The organism is Ferrovibrio sp., from assembly GCF_036381655.1.
Taxonomy (GTDB): Bacteria; Pseudomonadota; Alphaproteobacteria; order Ferrovibrionales; family Ferrovibrionaceae; genus Ferrovibrio.
In genome coordinates this window covers 1-26879 of the sequence record NZ_DASVCJ010000032.1, presented here as the reverse complement: position 1 = coordinate 26879, position 26879 = coordinate 1, and the positions used below count along the sequence as shown (strand labels likewise).

Below are 26879 nucleotides of genomic sequence, written 5' to 3'. Positions count from 1 at the left end.
TCAGACCATGACCGAGATCAAGAAAGTCGCGGTGATCGGCGCCGGCGTAATGGGCTCGGGCATCGCCGCCCATGTCGCCAATGCCGGCATCCCCGTGGTGCTGCTCGACATCGTCCCCAATGGCGCGAACGACCGCAGCGCGCTGGCCAAGGGCGCCATCGAGAAGATGCTCAAGACCAAACCGGCGCCCTTCATGCATCCGCGCGTCGCCAAACTGGTCACGCCCGGCAACCTGGAGGACGATCTCGGCAAGCTCGCCGATGTCGACTGGATCTGCGAGGCGATCATCGAGAATGTGGACCTGAAGCGGAAGCTCTATGCGCAGCTCGAGCAGAAGCGCAAGAAGGGCTCGATCGTCACCTCGAATACCTCGACGATCCCGCTCGATCTTCTGACCGAAGGCCTGCCCGACAGCTTTGCGCAGGATTTCGCCGTCACCCACTTCTTCAATCCGCCGCGCTACATGCGGCTGCTCGAACTGGTCAAGGGCCCGAAAACCAGACCGGACGTGATCGAGGCGCTGCGCCGCTTCGGCGATGTGAAGCTGGGCAAGGAAGTGGTCGACTGCAAGGACCGCCCCGGCTTCATCGCCAACCGCATCGGCATCTACTGGTCCACGGTCGCCACCGCGCTCGCCTATGATCTCGGCCTGACGGTGGAAGAAGCCGACAGCATCGTCGGCCGGCCGATGGGCGTGCCCAAGACCGGCATTTTCGGCCTCGCCGATCTGACCGGCATCGATCTCGGCCCCTATGTGGTCGGCTCGATGCTGAAGACGCTGCCCAAGAGCGACGCGCTGCACCAGTTCTACAAGGCCGATCATCCGCTGAATGCGTTGATGCAGAAGATGATCAAGGAGGGCTATACCGGCCGCAAGGGCAAGGGCGGCTTCTACCGCGCCCGCGGCAAGGAAGCGCTCGACCTGAAAACCGGCGACTACCGCCCGACGCAGAAGGCCAGCCTCGACTCCGCCAAGGCAGCCCGCAAGGGCCTGCGCGCCCTGGTCGGGCATCCCGACAAGGGCGGCCAGTATGCCTGGGGCGTGCTGAGCCGCGTGCTCAGCTATGCCGCCGATCTGGTGCCGGAGATCGCCGACGACATCCTCGCCGTCGATGCGGCGATGAAGACCGGCTATGCCTGGAAATACGGCCCGTTCCAGCAGATCGACCAGCTTGGCACGCAATGGTTTGCCGACAAGCTGAAGGCGAGCGGCATGCCGGTGCCCAAGATGGTCGAGATCGCCGCCGGCCGGCCCTTCTACAAGGAAGAGAACGGCAAGGCCTATCGGCTGACGCCCAAGGGCGACTATGCCGAGATCGTCGTCGAGGCCGATGCCTGGGCTTTGGCCGACATGAAGCGCGGCAAGCAGCCGATCGCCTCGAACCGGGGCGCCAGCCTGTGGGATATCGGCGACGGCGTCGCCTGCCTCGAACTGCACACCAAGATGAACGCGGTCGATGCCGACGTCATCGCCATGGTCAAGGAAGCGGCCAAGATCGACAAGAAGGGTTTCAAGGCGCTGATCATCGGCGGCGATTACGACAATTTCTCGGTCGGCGCCAATGTCGGCATCGCGCTGTTCCAGGCGAATATCGCCATGTGGCCGGCCATCGAGCAGGGCATCTCGGAAGGCCAGGATGCCTATATGAAGCTGAAATACGCCCCCTTCCCCGTCGTGGCGGCGGTCGCCGGCATGGCGCTCGGCGGCGGCTGCGAGATCGCCCTGCATTCCTCGGCGATCCAGGCCCATGCCGAAAGCTATATGGGCCTCGTCGAAGTCGGCGTCGGCGTGATCCCCGGCTGGGGCGGCTGCAAGGAGATGATCACCCGCGCGATCACCAACAAGAAACGCCCCGGCGGTCCGATGCCGGCGCTGGCTCAGGTCTTCGAAGCGATCTCGACCGCCAAGGTTTCAACCTCGGCGATGGAAGCGCGCGACATGCTGATCCTGCGCGAGGGCGACGGCATCACCATGAACCGCCGGCGCCTGCTGGCCGATGCCAAGAAGAAGGCGCTGGACCTGGCGAAGGACTACCAGCCGCCCAAGCCGGTCGAGATCAACCTGCCTGGCCCGAGCGCCAGGGCGGCGATGGAACTGGCCGTGCAGGGCTTCCACCAGCAGGGCAAGGCGACCAGGCACGACGTGGTGGTGTCGATGGCGCTCGCCAACGTCGTCTCCGGCGGCAAGACCGACATCACCGAAACGGTCACGGAGAAGAAGCTGCTCGAACTCGAGCGCGAGAACTTCATGTCGCTGATCAAGACCAACGCCACGCTGGACCGCATCGAGCATATGCTGACCACCGGCAAGCCGCTGCGCAACTGATGATGCGGAATTGAGGGAGAAGACGCGATGCCCAGCTATACCGCGCCGATCAAGGATTTCCAGTTCGTGCTGCACGACGTGCTGCATCTGGAGAAGCTGACCAACCTGCCCGGCTTCCAGGACGCCAGCCGCGACGTGGTCGATGCCGTGCTCGAAGAGGGCGGCAAGTTCATGAGCGAAGTGCTCGCGCCGCTGAACCAGGTCGGCGACCGGGAAGGCTGCCATTGGGACAACGGCGTGGTGACCACGCCGAAAGGCTTCAAGGAGGCCTACGCCCGGTATCGCGAGGCCGGCTGGGGCGGCCTGACCTGCGATCCGGAATATGGCGGTCAGGGCCTGCCGCATGTGCTGGGCTTCGCCATGGCCGAGATGCAATCCTCGGCCAACATGGCTTTCGCCATGTATCCGGGCCTGACGCATGGCGCCTACGAGGCGCTGCATCGCTACGGCACGGAGGAGCAGAAGCGGACCTATCTGCCGAAGATGGTATCCGGCGAGTGGACCGGCACCATGAATCTGACCGAGCCGCATTGCGGCACGGATCTGGGCCTGATGCGCACCAAGGCCGAACCGCAGGACGACGGCAGCTACCGCATCACCGGCACCAAGATCTTCATCTCGGCCGGCGAACACGACCTGGCCGAGAATATCATCCATCTCGTGCTGGCCAAGATTCCGGGCGGCCCGGAAGGCATCAAGGGCGTCAGCCTCTTCGTGGTGCCGAAATTCCTGGTCAATCCGGATGGCAGCCTGGGCGAGCGCAATGGCGTGTCCTGCGGCTCGATCGAGCACAAGATGGGCATCCACGGCAATTCCACCTGCGTGCTGAATTACGACAATGCCAAGGGCTGGCTGGTCGGCCAGAAGCACAAGGGCATGCAGGCGATGTTCGTGATGATGAATGCCGCCCGCCTCGGCGTCGGCATCCAGGGCCTGGCGCAGGCCGAGGTCGCCTACCAGAACGCACTGACCTACGCCAACGACCGTCTGCAGGGTCGCTCCATCACCGGCACGAAGAATCCGGACAAGCCGGCCGACCCGATCATCGTGCATCCCGACATCCGGCGCATGCTGATGACGATCAAGGCCTTCACCGAGGGCGCCCGCGCGCTGGCGCTGTGGACCGGCATGGAGATCGACTTCGCCCAGAGCCATCCGGACGAAGACAAGCGCCAGGAAAGCGACGACCTGGTCGCCTTCCTCACGCCGATGATCAAGGCCTACATGACCGATTTCGGCTATCAGTGCACGACCATGGCGCAGCAGGTCTATGGCGGCCATGGCTATATCGCCGAATGGGGCATGGAGCAGTTCGTGCGCGATGCCCGCATCGCCATGATCTACGAAGGCGCCAACGGCATCCAGGCGCTGGACCTGGTCGGCCGCAAGCTGCCGACCGGCATCGGCCGCCTCGCCCGCCGCTTCTTCCATCCGGTCGCCAATTTCATCCAGGACAACATGACGGATCCGGCCATCGGCAAGGATTTCGTCATGCCGCTGGCCAAGGCCTTCGCCCGCCTGCAGACCGCGACCGCCACGATCAGCGAACGCGGCCTGAAGAACCCGGACGAGGCCGGCGCCGCCTCCTGGGATTACCTCAATCTCTTCGCCCTGGTGGCGCTCGGCTTCATGTGGGCGCGCATGGCTCAGGTCGCCAAGCAGAAGCTGGCCGAGGGCGCCGAGGACAAGGATTTCCTCGAAAGCAAGCTGATTACCGCCCGCTTCTTCATGGACCGCATGCTGCCGGATACCGCCGCGCAGCTCGCCAAGATTCAGGCCGGCGCCGAAAGCATGATGCTGCTGAAGGCCGCCAATTTCTGAATTTTAAGCCGTCGAGGGACGGCGTCATACCGTTGTTTGAGTTGAGGAGGAAACGAAAAAGGCAATGACCGAATACGGCATCCCGCGCGACATCTATACCGAAGACCACCAGATGTTCCGCGAGGCGGCGCGCAAGTTCTTCGAGCGCGAGGTCGCCCCCCATCATGCGAAATGGGAAGAGGATGGCATCGTGCCGCGCGAGGTATGGCGCAAGGCCGGCGAGGCCGGCTTCCTCTGCGCCACCATGCCGGAGGAATATGGCGGCTCGGGCGTCGACCGCCGCTACTCGGCGATCCTGATGGAGGAGCAGGCCTATACCGGCTGCACCGGACCGGGCTTCTCGCTGCATTCCGACATCGTCGCGCCCTATATCCTGGCCTATGGCTCGGAGGAGCAGAAGAAGAAATGGCTGCCGAAGATGGCCAGCGGCGAAGTGATCGGCGCCATCGCCATGACCGAACCGAGCGGCGGCTCGGACCTGCAGGCGGTCAAGACGACGGCCATCCGCGACGGCAACGAATTCGTCATCAACGGCCAGAAGACCTTCATCACCAACGGGCAGAATGCCGATCTGGTCATCGTCGTGACCAAGACCGACCCCAAGCAGGGCGCCAAGGGCACGACCTTGTTCCTGGTCGAAGCCGGCCGCGAGGGCTTCACCAAGGGCCGCAACCTCGACAAGCTCGGCATGAAGGCGCAGGACACGTCGGAGCTCTTCTTCGCCGATGTGCGCGTGCCGCCGGAGAACATGCTGGGCGGCGAAGGCCAGGGCTTCTTCTACCTGATGCAGGAACTGGCCTGGGAACGGCTGCAGATCGCCATCATGGCCGTGGCAAGCTGCGAAGCGGCGCTGAACTGGACGATCGACTACACCCGCGAGCGCAAGGCTTTCGGCAAAAGCGTGCTGGATTTCCAGAACACCAAGTTCGAACTGGCCGAGATGAAGACCGAAACGCAGATCGCCCGCGTCTTCGTCGACAAATGCATCGACATGGTGGCGGAGCATAAGCTGGATGCCGCCACCGCCGCGATGGCGAAATACTGGTGCTCGGATCTGCAGTGCAAGATTCTCGACCGCTGCCTGCAGCTGTTCGGCGGCTACGGCTTCATGTGGGAATACCCGATCACCCGCGCCTATGCCGATGCCCGCGTGCAGCGCATCTACGGCGGCACCAACGAGATCATGAAGGAGCTGATCAGCCGCACGCTGTGATCCGCCCGCCATATGGCCTTTAGAGTGAACCCAAGCTGAGGGAGAGAACGCGATGACCGAGGCCTATATCTACGACGCAGTCCGCACCCCGCGCGGCAAGGGCCGCGCCAGCGGTGCCTTGCATGAGGTCACGCCGATGCGGCTGGCCACCACGGTGCTGGAAGCCGTGCGCGACCGCAACGAGCTCGACACGTCCCTGGTCGACGATGTGGTGCTCGGCTGCGTCATGCCGGTCGGCGAACAGGGCGCCGATATCGCGCGTGTCGCCGTGATTCAGGCGAATTATGCCGAAACCACGGCGGGCGTGCAGGTCAACCGCTTCTGCGCCTCGGGCCTGGAAGCCTGCAACATGGCGGCCGCGCAGGTCATGTCGGGCCAGTCGCAGATGGCGATCGGCGGCGGCGTCGAAAGCATGAGCCGCGTGCCGATGGGCTCGGACGGCGGCGCCTGGGCGACGGATCCCGCCGTGGCGCTTCCCACCTATTTCGTGCCGCAGGGTATTTCGGCCGACCTGATCGCTACCAAATACGGCATGAGCCGTGCCGATGTCGATTCGTATGCCGTCGAGAGCCAGAAGCGCGCCAAGCGCTCCTGGGACGAGGGCCGTTTCGCCAAGTCCATCGTGCCGGTGAAGGACATCAACGGCCTGACCGTCCTGGACCGTGACGAGCATATGCGTCCCGACACCACCATGCAGACGCTGGCCCAGCTCGAGCCGTCTTTCACCGTCATGGGCGAGCAGTTCGGCTTCGACTCGGTCGCCACCCAGCGCTACCCGGATGTCGAGCGCATCGAGCATGTGCATCATGCCGGCAATTCCTCCGGCATCGTCGATGGCGCCGCCGCCGTTCTGATCGGCAGCGCCGAGGCCGGCAGGAAGGCCGGCCTGAAGCCGCGCGCCCGCATCCGCAGTTTCGCCTCGATCGGCTCGGAGCCGACCATCATGCTGACCGGCCCGTCCTTCGCCGCCGAGAAGGCGCTGAAGAAGGCCGGCATGACGCCGGCCGATATCGACCTGTGGGAGCTGAACGAGGCCTTCGCCTCGGTGGTGCTGCGCTTCATGCAGGTGCTGAACATCCCGCATGACAAGATCAACGTGAATGGCGGCGCGATTGCGCTCGGCCATCCGCTCGGCGCCACCGGCGCGATGATCCTCGGCACCATGGTCGACGAGCTGGAGCGCAGCGGCAAAAGCACGGCCCTGGTCACGCTCTGCGTCGGCGCCGGCATGGGCACCGCCACCATCATCGAGCGCGTGTAAGCATCGTCAGGACACGGGTAGAGACATGATCGATTACAACGTCGATGGCGACGGCGTCGCCACCATCACCTGGAACATGGCCGACCGGCCGATGAATGTCATGAACGGCGAGAGCCTGGCCGCCTTCCGCGACGCGGTCTACCGGGCCATCCAGGATAAGGCCGTCAAGGGTGTGATCATCACCTCGGCGAAAAGCGACTTCGTTGCCGGCGCCGATCTGGTCAACCTGCTGAAGGAAAGCAAGGACGCCGCCAAGGCGTTGCAGAACAGCTTCGCGCTGCAGAAGCTGTTCCGCGACATCGAAAAAGCCGGCAAGCCCTTCGTCGCCGCAATGAACGGCACGGCGCTCGGCGGCGGCTACGAGATTTGCCTGGCCTGCCACCGCCGCATTGCCGCCGACAATCCGAAGGCGCTGATCGGCCTGCCGGAAGCGACCATCGGCCTGCTGCCCGGCGCCGGCGGAACGCAACGCCTGCCGCGCATGATCGGCGTGTCGAAAGCCTTGCCGATGATCCTGGAAGGCAAGAAGGTCGATCCGAAGACCGCGCTCGGCCTTGGCATGATCGACGAGGTGGTGGCGCCGGGCGAACTGCTCTCCCGCGCCAGGGCCTGGCTGCTCGGCGACGGCCAGCATAATCATGTGAAGCCCTGGGACCAGAAAGGCTTCCGCGTGCCGGAAGCGGCCAATACGCCGAAGGGCGCGCAGGTCTTCACCGCCGGCAATGCCATGCTGCATGCCAAGACCTTTGGCAACTATCCGAACGCGCAGTACATCATGTCCTGCGTCTACGAGGGCACGCTGGTCGACATCGACACCGGCCTGAAGATCGAAAGCCGCTATTTCGTCGCCTGCACCCAGTCGAAGGAAGCGCGCAACATGATCCGCTCGCTGTTCTTCTCGATCGGCGAGGCCAACAAGCTGGCCAACCGGCCGAAGAACGTACCGACCCAGACCTATACCAGGATCGGCATTCTCGGCGCCGGCATGATGGGGGCCGGCATTGCCTGGGCCGCGTCCTCGGCCGGCCTGCAGGTGGTGCTGCTGGATTCCACGCAGGAGGCCGCCGAGAAGGGCAAGGCCTATACTGCCGGCCTGCTCGACAAGCGCATCAAGGCGAAGCGGGCAAGCGAAGCCGACAAGGAGAAGCAGCTTGGCCTGATCAAGCCGACGACGTCGTATGACGATCTGAAGGGCTGCGAACTGGTCATCGAGGCCGTGTTCGAGGACCGCGCGATCAAGGCCGATGTGACGAAGAAGGCCGAGGCGCAGCTCGAGCCGACCGCCATCTTCGCCTCCAATACCTCGACCCTGCCGATCACCGGCCTGGCCGAGGCCAGCGCCCGGCCGGCCAATTTCATCGGCCTGCATTTCTTCTCGCCGGTCGACAAGATGCCGCTGGTCGAAATCATCCGCGGCAGGCAGACCTCGGACGAGACCCTGGCACGGGCCATGGATTTCGCAAAGAAGATCCGCAAGACCCCCATCGTGGTCAACGACAGCCGCGGCTTCTACACCAGCCGCGTCTTCGCCACCTATGTGACCGAAGGCCTGACCATGCTGGCCGAGGGCGTGGCTCCCGCCCTGATCGAGAATGTCGGCAGGATGGCCGGCATGCCGGTCGGGCCGCTCGCCCTGGCCGACGAGGTCTCGCTCGAGCTGATGCACCGCGTGCGCAGCCAGGCGAAGAAAGACCTCGGCGCCGCCTATAAGGCCGACGGCTCGGAGCCGGTGCTGCAATTGATGGTCGAGAAGCTCGGTCGAATCGGCAAGAAGGCCGGCAAGGGCTTCTACGATTACCCGGCCGACGGCAGGAAGCGGCTCTGGCCCGGGCTGGCCCAGCATTTCCCCGCCAAGCCCGAACAGCCGGCTCTCGAAGATGTGATCAAGCGGCTCATTTATATCCAGTCGGTCGAAACCGCCCGTTGCCTGGAGGAGAAAGTTGTCATCGATATACGCGATGCCGATGTCGGCTCGATCATGGGTTGGGGTTTCCCGCCTTTCCGGGGCGGCACGGTCAGCAACATCGATACCGTCGGCGTGACGCCTTTCGTGGCAGAATGCGATAAAATGGCGCAAGTTTATGGGCCGCGCTTTGCGCCGCCGAAGCTTTTGCGCGAAATGGCCGAGCAAGGGCGCAGCTTTTACGCTGCATAAACCGATCTTGTAGCGGATGGGCCTTGGCGGGGCCGGGCGACAAGCTCGGCCCCGTTTGGCTTTGGCACAGCCGCAACGGGCAATGCGTGGCTGCTGCGCCGCACAATTGGTTCGGACGCTGGTTCGGAACCCTTCGACGAATTTACTACTTGCCACTTCCCCTGTCTCAGGCTCAGATGCGCCTCCGGAGACCAATGGATACATTGGTCGTCGGCATAAGAGAAAGGCGCGTTGGGGGTTCAGCGTTACGCCTGGATCCTCGCGAATAAGATCAACAAGCCACTCGGGAGGAAACTTATGGCAAAGAAACGTATCCAAAAATCCTCGACAGCCGCACCGGAAAGCGTCGATCGCCGCCGTCTGCTCAAGACGATCGGTGCCTCCGCCGCGATCGGTGCCGGCGCCAGCGCAATCGGCGCGCCTTTCATCAGCGATCCGGCGAAGGCGGCGACCACCACCTGGAAGGTGCAGACCTCATGGCCGGCCGGCGTCGGCCTCGAAGTCTTCAAGAAATGGGCGAATTCCATCAAGGAGAAGACCGGCGGCGAACTCGAGTTCAAGCCTTTCGCCGCGAAGGAGATCGTCGGCGATTTCGAATTGCTCGACGGCGTGAAGAACGGCGTGCTGGAAGCGATGAACTCCTTCACGCTGTACTGGGCGGGCAAGCTGCCGGCGACGGCCTTCCTCAGCTCGTACCTGATGGGCCTGCGTCAGCCGCATGAGTGGGACATCTTCTTCTACTCGAAGGGCGGCCTGCAGGCGGCGCGCGAAATCTTCGCCAAGCAGGGCCTCTACTATGTCGGCCGCATCCATCATGGGCCGAACATCGTCCACTCGAAGAAGCCGATCCGCTCGATCGAGGACTTCAAGGATCTCAAGCTGCGCGTTCCCGGCGGCATGATCGCCGAGGGCTTCGCCGCCGTCGGCGCCAAGACCACGCTGCTTCCCGGCAGCGAAGTCTTCTCGGCGCTGGAGAAGGGCACCGTGGACGCCGCCGACTATACCGGTCCCGCCGTGAACTGGGATCTCGGCTTCCAGCAGGTCACGAAGTATATCTGGATGGGCCCGCCCGGACTGGAATCGATCTATCAGCCGGTCGACCTGATGGATTTCTGCGTCGGCATGAACCACTGGAACAAGCTGTCGCCGAAGCTGAAGCAGTGGCTCGAGGACGAGATCCAAGTCTATTCCAACATCCATTTCGGCGCGATCCAGAAGGCCGACATGGAGGCCTGGGACAAATTCCTCAAGGCCGGCGTCGAGGTCAACCGCCTGCCGCCGGAAGACCTGCCGAAGTTTCAGAAGGCCGCCGTGCCGCTCTGGTTCAAATGGGCGAACAAGGACAAGGACGCCGCCCGGCTGTTCAAGCTGCAGCTTGAGGTGATGGAATCGCCCACCGTCGGCTATGTCACGCCCGACATGTACAAAGGCCTGAAGATCGATCTCTGAGCGGCCGGCAGTGCAATCCCGTTGATCTGTCGAGGGGGAGGCCACCATTTGGCCTCCTCCTCTTTCACATGATCTCTACCTATCAGCTTTGAGGCGTCGCATGCCAAGTTTGACTTTCGTGCTGCCGCATTGGCTTTACTGGGCAGCCCTCATCTTCTTCCCCTTCATCGCCATGTACCTTGTGTCGCGCCAGAAGCAGCGCGGCGTCCCCACGGGGCCATCGCTGGCCATCGCGTACATGTTCTGGCTCTTCTCGGGCTTCGTCGGCCTGCACCGCTTCTATCTGCGCAGCATGATCGGCGTCGTCTTCATCCCGGTCTTCATCGGCATCCTCTATACCAACAGCCTTCTGTCCGATGCGCGCGAGGATGTCTCGCGCACCCGCGCTGCGGTGGAACATGCACAGCCCGCCGAGGCCGCCGCCAAGAAGCAGGAATTCGCCGCCGCCGAAGCGGAGCTGGCCAACCGCCACACCTGGTCGCGCGGCCTGGCGATCCTGATGGGCGTCATGCTGCTGGGCGACGCCGTGCTGTTGCCTGGCGCGGTACGCCGCCGCCGCGAAGTCGAGCGCGGCCAGGCGGCCGCTCATGAGATCGAGCCGCCGGTCGACTTCGTCGAGGCCGGCGTCGGCCAGGACCCGACGCTGCATTTGCGCACCCGCCTCACCGACGGCATCGAATGGATCAACATCAAGGCCGGCGAATACGTCGCCTACTGGTCGTTGATCGCGGTCTTCGTCTACTACTACGAAGTGATCGCCCGCTACGTCTTCAATTCCCCGACAAACTGGGTTCACGAAAGCATGTTCCTCATGTTCGGTATGCAATACATGATTTGCGGCGCCTACGCCTACCGCGAGGACCAGCATGTCCGCGTCGATGTCGTCTACGCCAAGCTCTCGCCGCGCGGCAAAGCCATCGCCGACATCATCAGCTCGGTCTTCTTCTTCATCTTCACGATCACCATGCTGTGGACCGGCTGGCGCTTCGCCAATGATGCCATCGGCATGGGCGAGCATTCCTTCACGGAATGGGGCATCCAATACTGGCCGGTGAAGCTGATGATCCCGATCGGCGCCGCGCTGATCGCCCTGCAGGGCCTGTCCAAGCTGATCAAGGACATCCTCTTCGTCACCCGGACGGTGGAGGCCTGATCATGGGACTTGAGATCGGCATCGAGTGGCTCAGCCTGCTGCTGTTCGGCGGCCTGGGCCTGCTTCTCATGCTTGGCCTGCCGATGGCCTTCTGTACCGGCAGCCTGGCGATCATTTTCCTCTTCGTCTTCGGCAACCCGGCAATCCTCAACATGTTGCCGTCGCGCATCTTCCCGTTCATGACGGATTACCAGCTTTCCGCCGTGCCCTTGTTCATCTTCATGGCGGCGATGCTGGAGAAAGCCGGCATCATCGAGGAACTGTTCGACGTCATCTATAAATGGCTCGGCTCGGTGAAGGGGGGCCTGGCCTCGGCCACCGTCATTGCCTGCACCGCCCTGGCGGCGATGGTCGGTGTGGTCGGCGCCACCGAAGTCACCATGGGCATGATCGCGCTGCCGGCCATGCTCAAGCGCGGCTACGAGCCCAAGCTTGCCTGCGGCTCGCTGCTCTCGGGCGGCACGCTCGGCATCCTGATCCCGCCCTCGGTCATGGCGATCGTCTATGCGGTGGTGGCGCAGCAGTCGCTCGGCGAGCTGCTGATCGGCTCGATCTTCCCGGGCTTCCTGCTGTCGGGCCTGTATGTCGGCTATATCACGCTCCGCTGCTACATCAATCCGTCGCTCGGCCCCGCCCTGCCGAAGGAGGAACGGGTCGACTTTACCGAGAAGCTGCGGCTGCTGCGCAACACGATCAGCCCGATCCTGCTGATCATCCTGGTGCTCGGCGTGATCTTCTTCGGCATCGCCACGCCGGTGGAGGCGGCCGGCATCGGCACCTTCGGGGCATTGTTCGTCTCGGCGCTGCATCGCCGGCTGACCTGGATCGGCATCCAGGAGGCTGCGATCGCCACGCTGAAGGCGACGGCCATGGTGATGTGGATCTTCTTCGGCGCCACCATGTTCGTCGGCTTCTTCATCGTGAAGGGCGGCCAGACATTCGTCGCCGATTCGATCCTCGGCACCGGTCTTGCGCCCTATGGCGTCCTGCTGCTGATGATGGTGATCCTGCTGGTGCTCGGCATGTTTCTCGACTGGGTCGGCATCCTGCTGCTCACCGTGCCGATCTTCCTGCCGATCCTGAAGGACCTCAACTTCGACGGCGTGTTCGGCATCCCCGGCGTCAGTCCGGCCGATGTCCCGCTGTGGTATGGCGTGATTTTCATCGTCAACATGCAGGTGGCGTTCCTCAGTCCGCCCTTCGGCTACTCGCTCTTTTATCTCAAGAGCGTGGCGCCGCCGCAGATCAGCATGGCGATGATCTTCAGGGCCGCCATGCCGTTCATCGGGCTGCAGCTGGTCGGGTTGACGCTCTGCATCATCTTCCCGGACATCATCCTCTGGCTGCCGAGGATACTCTACGCCCATTGACGGGCATCTCGTTCTGGAGTGAAGCAGCGCCCGGCCACAAGCCGGGCGCTGTCGTTTCAGGGGCGTCAATAGGCGGTGAACAGCACCATGAAGGCGGAGACGGTGACGGTCGCGAGGATGGTCGTCACCAGGATCGTGCTCGACGTGCGCTCGACATAGGTCTTCTGCGCGGTGGCGAGGATATAGACATTCGCCGCCGTCGGCATCGACGCCTGGATCACCGCTATCGCCGTCAGGAACGGATCGAGTTCGAGCACATAGGCCGACAGCATCCAGACCATGAGCGGATGCACGGCGAGCTTGCCGATGGCGGTCAGCGTGATCTGCTCCAGCCCTTCCGAGACCGGCCGGCCGACCAGCGTCAGCCCCAGGGCGAACAGCGCGCAGGGCGCGGCGGAATCGGAGAGCAGTTTCAGCAGGGCACCCAGCGGAATCGGCAGATGCAGGCCGGTCAGCCCCCAAAGCAGGCCTGCAAAGGTGGAGATGATCAGCGGATTGCGCGCCATGCCGATCACCACCCTGCGGAAGATGCCATACCAGGAGGCATGGCCGCCGCTCGAGCCTTCGATGATCGCGGTGGTCAGCGGGATCAGCACGATATGATCGAAGACGATGACCAGCACCGCCGGCAGGACCGCCGCATCGCCGAACAGGGTGACCAGGATCGGCAGGCCCATGAAGCCGACATTGCCGAAGGCCGCACCCATGCCCTGCATGGCGCGCGCGGCCCAGCTGATCGGAAACAGCAGGCGGCTCAGGGCCACCACGATGCCGTAAGAGATCAGGCCGCCGCCGGTATAGGCGGCGACAAAGCGCGGATCGAAGGATTCGACGACCGGCGCTTCGGACATCTTGGTGAACAGCATGGCCGGCAGGGCGAACCAGACCACGAAGGCATTCAGGCCGAGATAGGCCTCGGCCGTGATCAGCCGGGTACGGCCGGCGGCGAAACCGACGAAGATCAGTCCGAAGAAGGGCAGCGAGACATTAAGCAGGGTTTCCATGGAAGGAGTCAGCCGGCCGGGACGGTAACCATCCGCTTGGCGAAGGACTGCCGTACGCGCTCGGGCATGACGATGGACTTGCGCAGCCCGAGATCGAACAGCACGGCGACGATCTCGGCGCGCGCCACCGGCTGATGATCGTTGCTGTCGAGCAGGAAATGGCAGAAGCGCCAGGTCTTCTCGCGCAGTTCGAGGATTCCCGTGCGGCAGTAATAGGCGTCGCCCATCGAAAGCGGCTTGAAGTAGTCGATGTTGTAATCTAGTGCCGCCGAGCCGATGCCCTGCTGGCGCATCTGATCCGCCGTAAGATCGCCGCCCGCCAGCATGTTGCCGGCCGCTTCGGAGAACCGCGCCATGTAGAAGCGCGTCGCCATGCGGCCGCTCTCCTCGCATTCCCAGCGGTCGACCGAACCGCGGCAGGTCTCGTACATACCCTCCACCGGCGTCTTCGGCGCCGGCGGCTGACCGGCCGCCCTGGGCGGCTGCGGCGCCTGGAGTTGCGCCGCCATACGCTCGGCCGCAACGATCACGTCGTCCGGCAAGCGCTGCAATCCGCTGCCATTCAGCGCATCCAGGGCGATCTCGGCTTCGGCCGTGGCCGAAAGCGTGCCGGTCTCGGCCTCGTAGAGTTCGTGATACAACCAGAGGCGATCCTGGGCGACCTTGCGGATGCCGCTTTGCAGGCGCAGCACGGCGCTTTCGTGGTTTTCGCGCCTGAACTGGATGCGATGATGCAGCGGGCGGAGGCAGACGCCATCCTTGCGCAGCCGGCTCGGCCCGTAGCCAAGCGCCAGCAGCACCTGCTTCTCGGCCTCGGCGAAGCGGGCAAGATAGAACTGCACATTCAGATGCCCCATGCGGTCGCATTCCCATGGCTGCACGGGGCAGCGGCCGCTCGGCAGGAACCCGTTTTCCAGCACCGGCATGGCGGACGGCGCCGCAGGCTCCTCGCCGCTCACCATGACGGAGCCGAAGCCGTCGCGCAGATCATCCGGCAGGGCGACGGATTTGCGCTGATCGAGATCGAAGCAGAGCGCCAGTACATCCGCTTTCATGCACAGCGCGCCTGTTTCGGCATTGAACAGGCGGTGATGGAAGCGCAGCTTCCTGCCCTCCGCCAGCTTCACCCCGCTTTCCATGCGGATCAGATCGCCGGCGCGCAGTTCCTGCACGTAATCGAGATCCTGATGCACGGCGACCACGCCAAGCTTGCGCTCGACGAAGGCTTCGCGGCCGAAACCGCCTTCCAGCATGATGGAGGCCGCCGCGTCGCTGATCCGCGCCGTGTAGAACTGCACATTCATATGGCCATACTGGTCGCACTCCCAGGCGGCGACCGAGCCGCGGTAGGTTTCGCGGAAATTGCTCACGATATGCTCTTTATCAATCTGGAGACGATCTTGGAGGGGACGTCATGTTGGCCCGTTATGCCGGCTGGCGCAACCGCCCGGCTCATCCGCCTCCGGCCCGTCGCGCGATGAGGGTTTCGACCTGCCGCCGCACCACCGCCTCGCCGGTATCGCCCAGCATTTTCAGGCGTCCGGTCGCCTCCAGCACCAGGGCTCCGGTGATGCCGGCTGCCAGCGAGACGATCTCCATGCGCAGCTCATCGGCAGCCAGCGGCGCCACCTGCCGCAGGCCGTCGCCCAGCACCGAATAGCATTGGATCAGCCGGCCATTCAGCAAGCGGTCCAGCTCCGGCGTCAGGCCGACCGGCTTCAGGCCCTGCGCAAGGTAAAGCCCCAGATAAAGGTCGTCCGCCCGGCTGCGGTAGAAGTCGTAGAAGGCCAGCGCCGCGGCCATCAGCCGCCGGCCGCGTCGGTCCTCAGGCGCGAGCCCTGCCACCGCCTCGCGCAGATGCTTCAGCAGATCGGCCAGCGAACCGGCCAGCATGTCGGCGTAAAGCGCTTCCTTGCCGGGGTAATGCAGGTAGACCGTGCCGACCGCCACGCCGGCTTCCGCCGCGATGGCGCGCAGGGTGGCGCCGTCCAGGCCGTCGCGGGCAAAGACGCTGCGCGCCGCCTTCAGGATCGCCTCGCGCTTGAATGCCTTGATTGCCGCGCGGCGGCCCTGCCGCCTGCCGGCGGCCTCGGCGATCTTCGCATCAGCGGGCATTCTTCCAGCCGAGCGGATCGCCGCTGTCGCGTTCCTTGACGGCGGCCTTGAAGCCGATCTGCTCGCAGCGCGCCTTGAAGGCGACGCCTTCCGGCGAATGGCGGGTGACGCCGTCGAAGAAGGTGGCCAATGTCTGCGTCGAATTCAGGCCCATATTGTCGTAGGCCTGATTGATCATCAGCTTCTGCATCATCAGCTGGTTCTTCGGCACCGAGGCGATGCGCGCCAGCAGCGCCTCGACGTAATCGTCGAGCTCGGCCTCCGGCACGGCATCGATGACCAGGCCGTATTCCTTCGCCGTCCTGCCATCGATCAGATCGCCGGTCAGCAGCAGGCGCTTGGCCTTCTCGGCGCCCAGCCGATAGACCCACATGCCCGTGGTGGGGCAGCCCCAGATGCGCGCCGGCGGATAGCCGATCCTGGCATCCTCGGCCATCACCACGAGATCGGAGCACAGCGCGATATCGCTGCCGCCTGCCACCGCGAAGCCGCGGATCTTGGTAACCACCGGCTTCAGCGACCGCCATAGGCTCATGAAGCAATCGGTGGCATGCCGCATCCACTGATAATCGATCAGCGGGTCCCAGGGCATGTCCTGGCTGCCCTTCACCGGGCGGGGCGCCTCGGCATAGGCCTTGAGGTCATAGCCGGCGCAGAAGGCGCGCCCGGCGCCGGTCAGGGCGATGACATGCACCTCGTCGTCCCAGTTGGCGCGCTCGACCGCGGCTTTGAGGGCGCCGGGCGTCTCGTCGACAATGGCGTTCAGATGCTCGGGCCGGTTCAGCGTGATCCGCGCGATGCGGCCGTCGCGTTCATAGAGGACGATGGGCTGCTCTGACATGGTTTCCTCCCGCTTCCGGAGCAAACTATATCAATGATCATAAAAATGAACAATGTTCATAAAATGACTTCGCGATAGCGCACATCCGGCATCGGGTTCTCGCAATAGGCCGGGATGTCGTAAAATCCCAGGGCGTCGTAGAGCCTGTTGGCGGCGACCATCCGCTTGAGCGTATCGAGCCGCATGGCCCGATAGCCGAGCCGGCGGCCCTCGGCCAAAATCGCTTCCGCCAGCCGGCGGCCGAGCTGCAGCCCGCGGCCGGCCGGATCGACATAAAGCCGCTTCATCTCGCAGATGCGCCGGCCGTCCTCGGCACATCCCAGATCGCGCAGGCCGACGACCCCCACGGCCCTGCCATCCAGCTTGGCCAGCAGCAGCGCCCCCTGCCTGTCGGGCGCGTATTTGCCGGGCAGGCCCTCTAGCTCCGCATCGAAATCCTGAAAGCACAGGCTGAAGCCGAGCGAGCTGGCATAGTCGAGGAACAGCCGCCTTGCGGCGGCGAGATCGTCCGCTGTCGCGGCCGGTTCGATGCTGATCGTCGTCTCACTCACGGCAGATGTGCCTTTCCTTTGTTGCGCCGGGCAGGTTGCCATACCGCCAGGAACAGCCCGCCGCAAACCGCGGCGACTCCCGCGCCCTGCCAGAGGGACAGCGGCTCGCCGAGCAGCAAGGCAGCCAGCACCGTGCCGACCACCGGCACCAAAGCCGGGAACTGCCCGGCCCGCGCCGGCCCCAGCACGGTGACGGAATGAGCATACAGGAAAACCGCCAGACCGCTGACCAGAGCTCCCTGGAACACGGCCTGGCCGATGACTTCGACGGCCGGCACGCGCACGAGCACTGCGGTATCGGCAAACATCGAATAGGCCGGCAGCCACAGCACCGCCGAGAGCACGGCGATTGCCGCCGTCGCCCGCAATGCCGGCACCCGCCAGCGCCGCAGCAGCGCCGTGAACAGGCCATAGGCGATGCCGGCGGCGATCAGGATCACATCGCCCAGCCAGACATCCTTTCCCGTCGCCTGGAAAGCCGGGCCGGCCACCAGCACCAGGCCGCCGAGCATGAGCGGAAGGCCGATGACCACGCCGGCGGCGGGGCGCTCTCCCAGCAGAAGCAGACCGAAGATCAGACCGGCGATCGGAGTCGCGCCGGGATTGAGCACCGCGCCATGCGCCGCCGGCGCGTAATGCAGGCCCAGCATGACGGCAAAGAAATAGGGTGCGCCGGCCAGCGCCGTCAGCACGATGCCGCGCGGCCAGCCAAGGCCGCCAAGATCCTTCAGGCCGCCGCGCCACAGGATCGGCAGGAAAATCAGCCCGGAGACGACATAGCGCAGCGCGACCAGATCGATCGGGCCCAAACCGGCGAGCGCGCCCTGCCGGCCGGCGACGAAACTGCCGCCGAAGATGATCACGGCCAGCAGGGCGCCGGCAAATGCCTGCGGCTTTCGGCCGGTTGCGGCTTCGCCGCTGTCTGCCGGGACTGCATTCGACGCTTCGGCCATGATCCCACCAGCATAGCGCAGAAAGAAAAAGGGCGAGGCACTCAACAGGGGAAAGTGCCTCGCCCGACCGGCTGTCACGGGCCGGCTATCGGCGGCATCGGGGCAGCCGCCGAACTCTTCTCGCTTCAAACCGTGATGCTGCCCTCCAGATAGGGCTGGCAGACACCGGCAATGCGCACCCGCGCGCCCTCGTCGCGGCAATACAGCGTGCCGCCGCGCGGCGATGCCTGGTAGGCAACGATGTCGCGCTTGCCGAGCCGCTTGGCCCAATATGGAACGGCGGTGCAATGCGCCGAGCCGGTGACCGGATCCTCCGGGATGCCCATCTTCGGCGCGAAGAAGCGCGATACGCAATCGAGGCCCGGCCGGTCGCCGGGCGCCGTGACGATGACGGCGAACTTGTCGGCATGGGCAAGCCCGACCATGTCCGGCGTCAGGCTGCGCACGATTTCGGCCTCGTCATAGACCAGGAAGTAATCGCGCGCGGCCAGGACATCCTTCGGCGGCGCGCCGATCGCCTGGATCAGGCCGGCGCAGGCCGTCACCGGCTCCGGCGCGCGCGCGGGAAAATCCATTGCCAGCCGGCCGCTTTCGCCATCCTGCGTGACGGTCAGCCGGCCGCCTTTGGTGAAGAAGTCGATCTGGCGGCGCGCGCCGTCCAGCTTGTTGAAGATCACCCAGGCGCTGGCCAGCGTCGCATGGCCGCAGAGATCGACCTCGACGGCCGGCGTGAACCAGCGCAACCCGTAACCCTTAACGCCGTCGCGCTGCTCCGGCACGAAGAAGGCGGTCTCGGCGAGATTGTTCTCGGCCGCGATCGACTGCATGACCGCATCGGGCAGCCATTCCTTCAGCGGCACCACGGCGGCCGGATTGCCCTTGAAGACTTTGTCGGCGAAGGCATCGATCTGGTGAATCGGCAGGCGCATCTGTCCCCCCTGTGAAATCCGCGACATCGCTGATCGGACCGGGCGCCGCTGGGGCCACCGGGCAGCGCCGGGCGGCGCCGGAACAGGTGTCAATTAGGACCGGGCGCTAGCGAAGCCAGGCCGGCTTGCGCAATTCGGCCTCGATATCGGCGCGGCTGAGGCCGACATCCTTGAGAATGTCATCCGGCAACGCGGCCAAATCCGCCCGCTCGCGGGCCCGGCGTTGCCAGTCGAGCAGCGTCAGCACGGCAGCCATCGCGCTGGCAGCGCTGACAGCGACCATGCGGTCGATTACCCGGCCGATCGTGCTGCCCACGCGTTCGACCGGGCCGCTTTCATAGGGCCGGCCGATTGTACTAGTCCAATTTGTCACAACACCCCTCCAATGTCTTGCTGGGAGACCTATTGAACCCCGCCAATGGGGGCAAAAACGATATTTGATTGACTCATTGATGGGGTCAATGCAAAAATTGCCACCATGACAATGTGGCTACCCAAACTCGAACACTTTCCCGGCCCGCGCTATCAGGCGCTGGCCGCCGCCATCGAAGCGGCGATCCAGAGCGGCGCGCTGCCGGTCGGCGCCAAGCTGCCGCCGCAGCGCAACCTCGCCTGGAAGCTCGGCGTGACCGTCGGCACGGTCAGCCGCGGCTACATGCTGGCGGAGCAGAAGGGTCTGCTGTCCGGCGAGGTCGGGCGCGGCACCTTCGTGAAATCGCCCAACGGATCTGCGGCCGCGACAACCGACGGCGAGCCGATCCTGCTCGATGGCGGCGAGATCGCCAATCTGGCGACGCCCGGCGTGATCGAGCTGTCGCATAACGAGCCCAGCCTGCCCGATTACGACGACCTGCTGCGCCGCTCGATGCAGACCATCGCGGCCAAGCGCAATCTGCAGCATTTGCTCGGCTACAGCCGCACGCTCGGCGATCCGGCGCATCGCGCGGCGGCGGCCGAATGGCTGCGCCGCGTCGGCCTCGAGGTCGCGCCGGAGCAGCTCATCGTCACCGCCGGCGCACAGCAGGCGCTGGCCGTCACCATGACGGCGATGACCATGCCGAACGAGACGATGCTGGTCGAATCGCTCACCTATGGCGGCGTGCACGAGAATGCGCGGCTGCGCCCGGTTCGTCTGGAAGCCGTCGCCATGGACGAGGAAGGCATCCTGCCCGACGCGCTGGCCGCCGCGGCCAAGCGCACCGGCAGCCGCCTCGTGCTGCTGCAGCCGACCATCCACAACCCGACCACGGCGATGCTGTCGGCGCAGCGGCGCGCCGAGATCGTCGCGGTGGCGCGCAAATACGACCTCACCATCGTCGAGGACGATGTCTATGGCTTCCTGACGCCGGACCGGCCGCTGCCGCTGGCGGCGCTGGCGCCCGAGCGCACCATCTTCATCGCCAGCGCCTCGAAATGCATGGCGCCGGGCCTGCGCGTCGGCTGGATGGCGGCGCCGCCGGCGTTGATCGAACGCTTCGCCGATGCGCTGCATGCCTTCGCGATCAACAATTCCCGCCTCAACCAGGAGATCGTGCGGCTGTGGATCGAGGACGGCACGGCGGCCAGCCTGGCCGAGCGGCTGCGCGAGGAAGCCGCCATCCGCAACGAGATGGCGGCGGAGGCTTTCGAAGGGCTGACCATGCGCGGCAATCCGGCCAGCCTGCACTGCTATCTCGAATTGCCGGCGCCGTGGCAGCCGAACGACTTCACCAACCAGGCGCTGGGCCAGGGCGTGCGCATCGCCAGCTGCACGTCCTTCGTGCCCGACAACCGTCCGAACCCGCCGCCCTGGGTGCGCATTTCGCTCACCCCCTCGCCCGACCGCGCGCAACTGGCCGAAGGCCTGCGCCGCCTGCGCAACCTGATCGAGCGCGGCCCCGGCGGCGCGCGGCGCGCCGTCGTCTAGCGCGAAGCGACGGTATGGCCGTGATTGAGCGGGCCATGGCCTTTGCCAAGGCCCGGCGCCGTTTCGATCGCCCTGCGCAAATAGAGCCGCGCCTGCTCGACCGCGAAATTGAGCGGCTGGCCGAAGGCAAGCCCCGCCGCGATCGCCGAGGCCAGAGTGCAGCCGGTGCCGTGCGTCGAGCGGCTCGGGATGCGCCTGCCTTCGAAACGGTCGCTACCATGCGCCGTGACCAGCAGATCGGTCAGCTCGTCGCCCGGCAGATGGCCGCCCTTGAGCAGCACCGCCTTGGGGCCGAGCCGGAGCAGGGCCTGCGCCGCCGCCGGCATGGCCGCGGCATCGGGGATTTTCAGGCCGCCGAGCGCTTCGGCTTCCGGCAGGTTCGGCGTGATCAACGTGGCGCGCGGAATCAATACCTCGCGCAGCGCGGTTTCGGCCTCCCGCTGCAGCAGGCTGGCGCCGCCCTTCGCCACCATCACCGGATCGACGACGAGCGGCAGTTCGGGCGCCAGGTCGGCCAGGGTATCGGCCACGGCATGGATGATGTCGGCGCGATGCAGCATGCCGGTCTTGACCGCATCGGCGCCGATATCCTGCAGCACCACACGCATCTGCAGCGCCACGAAATCCGCCGGCACGTCATGCACGGCATGCACGGTGACGGTGTCCTGCACGGTCAGGGCGGTGATCGCGGTGGCGGCATAGCCGCCCAAAGCCGTCACCGCCTTTATGTCGGCCTGGATGCCGGCGCCGCCGCCCGAATCCGAGCCGGCGATGATCAGAACCCGGCCGCGCACCTGCCCATGCCCCAGTCCGCGCTCCCGCCCTGCGGATGGCGCGGGGCTCATGCCGCGGCCTGCTCCAGCGCCGAAACGATATCCTCGACCACGGCCTGCACCAGCAGCTCGTCCTCGCCTTCGGCCATGACGCGGATCAGCGGCTCGGTGCCGGACGGGCGGATGACGATGCGGCCGGCCTTGCCCAGCTTGCGTTCGGCGGCATCGATCGCCTTCTGCACGTTCGAGCGTTCCAGCGGCGCGCCGCCGCCATGGCGCACATTGCGCAGCAATTGCGGATAGGGCGTGAAACGGCGGCAGAATTCGCTGGCCTTTTGGCCCGATTCGCTGAGCGCCGACATCACCTGCAAGGCGGCGACCAGGCCATCGCCGGTGGTGGCGAAGTCGGACAGGATGATATGGCCCGATTGCTCGCCGCCGAGATTGTAGCCCTGCTCGCGCATCGCCTCGAGTACGTAGCGGTCGCCCACCTTGGTACGCCTAAGTTCGATGCCGAGCCCGTTGACGAAACGCTCAAGCCCCAGATTCGACATCACCGTGGCGACCAGGCCGTTCCTGGCGAGCCGGCCCTGCTTGAGCCAGCTTTCGGCGATCACCGCCATGAGCTGGTCGCCGTCGATCACCGCGCCGCGCTCGTCCACCATCACCACGCGGTCGGCATCGCCGTCCAGCGCGATGCCGAGATCGGCGCCATGCGCGACGACGGCCTCCTGCAGGGCGCTCGGCTGCGTCGAGCCGCATTCCTTGTTGATGTTGAAGCCGTCCGGCTTCACGCCGATGGAAATGACATCGGCCTCCAGTTCCCACAGCACGGCGGGCGCGACCTTGTAGGCGGCGCCATTGGCGCAATCGACCACGACCTTCAGGCCGGCCAGCTTCTGCCCTTTCGGCAGGGTCGCCTTAGCGAATTCGACATAGCGGCCATCGGCATCGTCCAGCCTTTTGGCGCGGCCGAGCTTCTCGGGCGCGGCCAGAGCCGGCTCGACCTCGCCGGTGATCATCGCCTCGATCTGCCGCTCGGCCGCATCGGAAAGCTTGTAGCCGTCCGGGCCGAACAGCTTGATGCCGTTGTCATGGAAGGGATTGTGCGAGGCCGAGATCATCACGCCGAGATCGCAGCGCAGGGCGCGGGTGAGCATCGCCACGGCGGGGGTCGGCATCGGGCCGACCAGGAAGACATCCATGCCCACGCCGGTGAAGCCGGCGACCAGCGCGGGTTCCAGCATATAGCCGGACAGCCGCGTATCCTTGCCGATGAGGACGCGATGGCGATGCTGGCCGTTGCGGAAATAGGCGCCGGCCGCCATGCCGACGCGAAGCGCCGTGGCCGGCGTCATCGGCTCGGTATTGGCCAGCCCTCGGATGCCGTCGGTGCCGAAGAATTTGCGGGTCATGCTTTGCAGATCACGGAATGGTTTTCGCGAATCGAATGCCTGGAGAAATTTTGCCGCGGACTATGCCACAGAACACGGCGAAACGGCACCCATCGGCTGCACCGCGCCGCGATCAACAAGCGTTACGAGGCGTTACAAATCGCACGGATTACCGCCGATTCGCCGCCAGACGCGGAGGGCCTGCACGGTCTCCGCGACATCGTGCACGCGCAGGATCTGCGCCCCCTGCTCCACGGCGTAGAGCGCGGCGGCGATCGAGCCGGCGAGGCGGCGCGCGGGATCCGCCTCGCCGGTCAGCGCGCCGATCATGCTCTTGCGCGAAACGCCGACCAGCAGCGGGCAGCCGAGCGCCTGCAGATGCCGCAGGTTGCGCAGCAGGGCGAGGTTATGCTCCAGCGTCTTGCCGAAGCCGAAGCCGGGATCGATGATGATGCGTTCGCGCGCAATGCCCGCGGCCTCGCAGGCCTCGATGCGCGCGGCGAGATAATCGCGCACTTCGGCGACCACGTCGTCGTAATGCGGCGCCGCCTGCATGCTGCCGGGTTCGCCCTGCATATGCATCAGCACCACCGGCAGCCCGCTCGCTGCTGCGGCCTGCAGGCTGCCCTCGCCTTCCAGGGCCGAAATGTCGTTGATCAGCGCCGCCCCGGCCGCCGCCGCGGCGCGCATGGTGGCGGCGTTGCGGGTATCGACCGAGATCGGCACGTTCATATCCCGCAGGCCCTCGATCACCGGCAACAGGCGGGCGATTTCCTGCTCCGGGCGGACCGGCGCGGCGCCGGGACGGGTCGATTCCGCGCCGAGATCGACGATCGCGGCGCCGGCGGCGATCTGCGCCTTGGCCAAGGCGATGGCGGCGGCGGCATCGCCGCTTAATCCGTCCCCGGAGAAACTGTCGTCGGTGACATTGACGATGCCCATGACGAGCGGACGGCACCGATCGAGGCCCGGCAGAAAGGCCTGAAATGACCGTTGCGGACCGCCGGAACCGGCTGCGGACCGCTGCTGACCGTTATCGACCATTTTGAACCGCTGCGTCCCGTTTTGACCCGTTATTGACCATTTTGAACCGTTCGTGACCGGTTCGCCTTATACCGGCCTATTCCAGCTTATCCGGCCTTAAACGCGTTTAAGCCATCCTATCCGGGACCGGGAAATCTGGCGTCCGAAATAAGGCGGAAAACCAATTTACATTGACATTATGTTAAGATGTTCTACAAGTCAGGGGTGGAAAGCTCTTTTCTACGATACCACTGCTGGCATATGGCCGCGGGGTGGGGGAAATTCGATTTCCATATGCGCCAAGAACACCGTGGCCGGATGACTATCCGCCGGTAGTGGCCCATGCACCTTATCAGAGGCTTGTCCACCACGATGCTTACGAGGCCGCTAAGCGCGGTTCGAGCTCAGAATCAGCCCTCCGGCTTGTGTACGATCTGGTAACCGACCAAGCTATTGATAAAATTAGAAAAATCATCAAGAACGGACAGCCACGCATAGTTGCGGTTCATGCACAAGAATCGCAGGGCAAGAACAAGATACCAATGGCTTATGCGGAGGTTTTGGCAGCGATTTTAAAGACTTACACCGACCCAGGAATAGTGCAATCTGTTGTCGCAGACCATACCAATGCCGCGTCATTTTACCACAGGATGGTCTCGCCACCGACTTTTGATGGCTATGTAGAGTCTGGTGCCGAGTATTTCATTGTAGATGACACGTGTACCGCAGGTGGAACGTGGGCAAACTTGCGGGGTTACATCGAGTCTAGAGGTGGAATTGTGGTCGGACTATCGACATTAGCAATTCCGACATCTTGAGTACGATATTTCGCTTGCGCAGCATACATTAGCGCGGCTTAGATACCGGCATCCAGAGTTGGACAATCTCTGCAGGCAGGAGTTCAACTATGGAATTGAATGTCTCACGGAAGGCGAAGCGGGCCACTTCTATGCAGCCCCGTCCACTGACACAATCCGAAATCGTCTCGCTGAGGCAAGACGCGATCTCAACATCAGCAGAAATGAAGAAGCTGATGCTGGAGCGCCATGCCCAACAGAAGAAGACTATTCGGGCGCTAGTCACGCCTCCGAAATATCAAATGGCGGCTGAATAATTTTTATTCGGCCAGCGCCGCAATCTCTTCAAGTGTCCAAACGTGATCTGCGACGCCTGCCTGCATGGCAGGTGTGACGCGCAGGCTCTTATGGATGCGCCCGAAATTGTAAAACATAAAATGCAGTGCAATCCCGCATAGGCCGTCACACTGGGCCCGTCACTCTGGGCCCGTCACTCTGGGCCCGTCACTCTCGGGCTTGCCCGAGGGTCCATCCGCCGCCAATGCAGCGATATGGCAGTGCAGGCTCTCCGTCGGCGCCTGTGCCAGTCCGCCTGAGATCCTCGGGCCGAGCCCGGGGATGGCGGACCTGGAGTGACAAGAGGCGGCAAAGAAAGAACGCCCGGGTATGGCCCGGGCGTTTTGCATTTCGAAAAATGGGACCTCGGCTCTCGCCTGAAAAAGGCTCGCCCGGTGACGATGGGGTTAGCTCAGGCGCCCGGCATCGGTTCCGGTTCGAAGCCGCCGGCGCCGCCGGGCTTCTTGTTGCCGCGCGAGCTGCTGGGCACGGCCGAACGCGGGCCGCTATCGCCCGAGGAGGACGGCGTCTTGTCTTCGGGCCGCACGATCGGCTCGCCGCGCAGCAGGGCCTTCACCTCGTCGCCGGAGAGCGTTTCGTATTCGAGCAGGGCCTGGGCGAGCTTGTGCAGATCGTCCATATGCTCGCTGAGCAGCTTGCGGGCCTTCATCTCGGCCTCGTCGACGATGCGGCGCACCTCGTCGTCGATCAGCTTGGCGGTGGCGTCCGAGACATTCTTGCGCTGCGTCACCGAATGGCCGAGGAAGACCTCCTCCTCGTTGTCGCTGTAGCGCAGCGGGCCGAGCTTGGTCGAGAAGCCCCACTCGGTCACCATCTTGCGCGCCAGATTGGTGGCACGCCGGATGTCGTCCGAGGCGCCGGTCGTCACCTTGTTGGGGCCGAAGATCATCTCCTCGGCGACCCGCCCGCCCATCATGATGGCGAGGCGCGACGTCATCTGTGTGAAGTTCATCGAATAGCGATCGCCTTCCGGCAACTGCATCACCATGCCGAGCGCGCGGCCGCGCGGAATGATCGTGGCTTTATGCACGGGATCCGCATCGGGCACGTTGAGCGCGACGATGGCATGACCGGCTTCGTGCCAGGCGGTGAGCTGCTTTTCCTTTTCACTCATCACCATGGAGCGCCGCTCGGCGCCCATCATGACTTTGTCCTTGGCGTCTTCGAACTCGCGCGTCGTCACCACGCGCTTGCCGCGGCGGGCCGCAAGCAGAGCCGCTTCGTTGACGAGATTGGCGAGATCGGCGCCGGAGAAGCCTGGAGTGCCGCGGGCGATGACGCGCAAATCAACGTCAGGGCCAAGCGGCACCTTGCGCACATGCACCTTGAGGATCTTCTCGCGGCCGATGATGTCGGGACGCGGCACCACGACCTGCCGGTCGAAACGTCCCGGCCGCAGCAGCGCCGGATCGAGCACGTCCGGCCGGTTCGTGGCGGCGAGGACGACGACGCCTTCATGTCCCGAGAAGCCGTCCATCTCGGTGAGGA

General features: G+C 64.7%; 23 protein-coding genes and 1 pseudogene. 11 read left to right on the top strand and 13 right to left on the bottom strand.

Annotated features, from left to right (window positions below):
• Positions 1 to 7: 7 nt before the first annotated feature.
• From VF194_RS06490 to VF194_RS06455, 8 genes are all read left to right on the top strand, one after another.
• Positions 8 to 2326, top strand: coding sequence for a 3-hydroxyacyl-CoA dehydrogenase/enoyl-CoA hydratase family protein (locus VF194_RS06490; RefSeq protein ID WP_330889216.1), 2319 nt, complete (start codon positions 8 to 10; stop codon positions 2324 to 2326).
• 27 nt (positions 2327 to 2353) lie between these two features.
• Positions 2354 to 4147, top strand: coding sequence for an acyl-CoA dehydrogenase C-terminal domain-containing protein (locus VF194_RS06485; RefSeq protein WP_330889214.1), 1794 nt, complete (start codon positions 2354 to 2356; stop codon positions 4145 to 4147).
• A 64-nt stretch (positions 4148 to 4211) separates the two neighbouring features.
• Complete coding sequence (locus VF194_RS06480; protein WP_330889212.1) at positions 4212 to 5360, top strand: acyl-CoA dehydrogenase family protein; 1149 nt, start codon at positions 4212 to 4214, stop codon at positions 5358 to 5360.
• 52 nt (positions 5361 to 5412) lie between these two features.
• The gene (locus VF194_RS06475) at positions 5413 to 6621 is read left to right on the top strand and encodes an acetyl-CoA C-acetyltransferase (RefSeq protein WP_330889211.1); all 1209 of its coding nucleotides are present in this window, start codon (positions 5413 to 5415) and stop codon (positions 6619 to 6621) included.
• A gap of 25 nt (positions 6622 to 6646) precedes the next feature.
• Positions 6647 to 8776 carry a 3-hydroxyacyl-CoA dehydrogenase NAD-binding domain-containing protein gene (locus VF194_RS06470; RefSeq protein WP_330889209.1) on the top strand — a complete coding sequence of 710 codons (2130 nt, stop codon included), beginning with the start codon at positions 6647 to 6649 and terminating at the stop codon, positions 8774 to 8776.
• Positions 8777 to 9073: 297 nt separating this feature from the next.
• Positions 9074 to 10225 carry a TRAP transporter substrate-binding protein DctP gene (gene dctP / locus VF194_RS06465; protein WP_330889207.1) on the top strand — a complete coding sequence of 384 codons (1152 nt, stop codon included), beginning with the start codon at positions 9074 to 9076 and terminating at the stop codon, positions 10223 to 10225.
• A 100-nt stretch (positions 10226 to 10325) separates the two neighbouring features.
• Positions 10326 to 11378, top strand: a complete 1053-nt coding sequence (locus VF194_RS06460; RefSeq protein WP_330889205.1) for a TRAP transporter small permease subunit — start codon at positions 10326 to 10328, stop codon at positions 11376 to 11378.
• Positions 11379 to 11380: 2 nt separating this feature from the next.
• Positions 11381 to 12748, top strand: a complete 1368-nt coding sequence (locus tag VF194_RS06455; RefSeq protein WP_330889203.1) for a TRAP transporter large permease subunit — start codon at positions 11381 to 11383, stop codon at positions 12746 to 12748.
• 65 nt (positions 12749 to 12813) lie between these two features.
• Here VF194_RS06455 and VF194_RS06450 read toward each other — a convergent pair whose 3' ends face one another.
• The 8 genes from VF194_RS06450 to VF194_RS06415 form a co-directional block, all read right to left on the bottom strand.
• Positions 12814 to 13752 (bottom strand): AEC family transporter, encoded by a 939-nt coding sequence (locus VF194_RS06450; RefSeq protein WP_330889201.1) that lies wholly within the window; start codon positions 13750 to 13752, stop codon positions 12814 to 12816.
• A gap of 8 nt (positions 13753 to 13760) precedes the next feature.
• Positions 13761 to 15122 carry an acyl-CoA thioesterase gene (locus VF194_RS06445; protein ID WP_330889199.1) on the bottom strand — a complete coding sequence of 454 codons (1362 nt, stop codon included), beginning with the start codon at positions 15120 to 15122 and terminating at the stop codon, positions 13761 to 13763.
• A gap of 82 nt (positions 15123 to 15204) precedes the next feature.
• A complete protein-coding gene (locus VF194_RS06440; RefSeq protein ID WP_330889197.1) occupies positions 15205 to 15867 on the bottom strand; it encodes a helix-turn-helix domain-containing protein in 663 nt (220 codons plus the stop codon).
• Positions 15857 to 16708 (bottom strand): crotonase/enoyl-CoA hydratase family protein, encoded by an 852-nt coding sequence (locus tag VF194_RS06435; RefSeq protein WP_330889195.1) that lies wholly within the window; start codon positions 16706 to 16708, stop codon positions 15857 to 15859. Before VF194_RS06435 ends, VF194_RS06440 begins: the two co-directional genes overlap by 11 nt.
• Before the next feature lie 56 nt (positions 16709 to 16764).
• Entirely contained in the window at positions 16765 to 17259 is a 495-nt protein-coding gene (locus VF194_RS06430) for a GNAT family N-acetyltransferase (RefSeq protein WP_330889193.1), read from the bottom strand.
• Complete coding sequence (locus VF194_RS06425; RefSeq protein WP_330889191.1) at positions 17256 to 18212, bottom strand: DMT family transporter; 957 nt, start codon at positions 18210 to 18212, stop codon at positions 17256 to 17258. Before VF194_RS06425 ends, VF194_RS06430 begins: the two co-directional genes overlap by 4 nt.
• Before the next feature lie 125 nt (positions 18213 to 18337).
• On the bottom strand, positions 18338 to 19141 hold the full coding sequence (locus VF194_RS06420) for a PhzF family phenazine biosynthesis protein (protein ID WP_330889189.1): 804 nt from the start codon (positions 19139 to 19141) through the stop codon (positions 18338 to 18340).
• 106 nt (positions 19142 to 19247) lie between these two features.
• Positions 19248 to 19514 carry a DUF1127 domain-containing protein gene (locus VF194_RS06415; RefSeq protein ID WP_330889187.1) on the bottom strand — a complete coding sequence of 89 codons (267 nt, stop codon included), beginning with the start codon at positions 19512 to 19514 and terminating at the stop codon, positions 19248 to 19250.
• A 105-nt stretch (positions 19515 to 19619) separates the two neighbouring features.
• Between VF194_RS06415 and VF194_RS06410 the strand changes: the two genes are divergently transcribed.
• Positions 19620 to 21047 carry a PLP-dependent aminotransferase family protein gene (locus VF194_RS06410; protein WP_330889185.1) on the top strand — a complete coding sequence of 476 codons (1428 nt, stop codon included), beginning with the start codon at positions 19620 to 19622 and terminating at the stop codon, positions 21045 to 21047.
• Here the strand turns inward: VF194_RS06410 and thiD are convergent.
• The 3 genes from thiD to folP all read right to left on the bottom strand — a co-directional run bounded on the left by thiD (position 21044) and on the right by folP (position 24258).
• Complete coding sequence (gene thiD, locus VF194_RS06405) at positions 21044 to 21892, bottom strand: bifunctional hydroxymethylpyrimidine kinase/phosphomethylpyrimidine kinase (RefSeq protein WP_330889183.1); 849 nt, start codon at positions 21890 to 21892, stop codon at positions 21044 to 21046. The genes VF194_RS06410 and thiD overlap by 4 nt on opposite strands.
• Positions 21889 to 23235 carry a phosphoglucosamine mutase gene (gene glmM, locus VF194_RS06400; protein ID WP_330889181.1) on the bottom strand — a complete coding sequence of 449 codons (1347 nt, stop codon included), beginning with the start codon at positions 23233 to 23235 and terminating at the stop codon, positions 21889 to 21891. The genes thiD and glmM overlap by 4 nt, the downstream gene beginning before the upstream one ends.
• 132 nt (positions 23236 to 23367) lie before the next feature.
• Positions 23368 to 24258 carry a dihydropteroate synthase gene (folP, locus tag VF194_RS06395; protein WP_330889180.1) on the bottom strand — a complete coding sequence of 297 codons (891 nt, stop codon included), beginning with the start codon at positions 24256 to 24258 and terminating at the stop codon, positions 23368 to 23370.
• A 404-nt stretch (positions 24259 to 24662) separates the two neighbouring features.
• Here folP and VF194_RS06390 point away from each other — a divergent pair, with 404 nt between their 5' ends.
• The gene (locus VF194_RS06390; protein ID WP_330889178.1) at positions 24663 to 25055 is read left to right on the top strand and encodes a hypothetical protein; all 393 of its coding nucleotides are present in this window, start codon (positions 24663 to 24665) and stop codon (positions 25053 to 25055) included.
• An 89-nt stretch (positions 25056 to 25144) separates the two neighbouring features.
• Positions 25145 to 25351, top strand: coding sequence for a hypothetical protein (locus VF194_RS06385; RefSeq protein WP_330889176.1), 207 nt, complete (start codon positions 25145 to 25147; stop codon positions 25349 to 25351).
• A 3-nt stretch (positions 25352 to 25354) separates the two neighbouring features.
• Here the strand turns inward: VF194_RS06385 and VF194_RS06380 are convergent.
• A pseudogene (locus VF194_RS06380) lies at positions 25355 to 25483 on the bottom strand (IS1 family transposase); the annotation flags it as partial.
• 299 nt (positions 25484 to 25782) lie between these two features.
• Positions 25783 to 26879: ATP-dependent metallopeptidase FtsH/Yme1/Tma family protein (locus VF194_RS06375; RefSeq protein WP_330889174.1), on the bottom strand; the 1097-nt coding region annotated here is incomplete at its 5' end.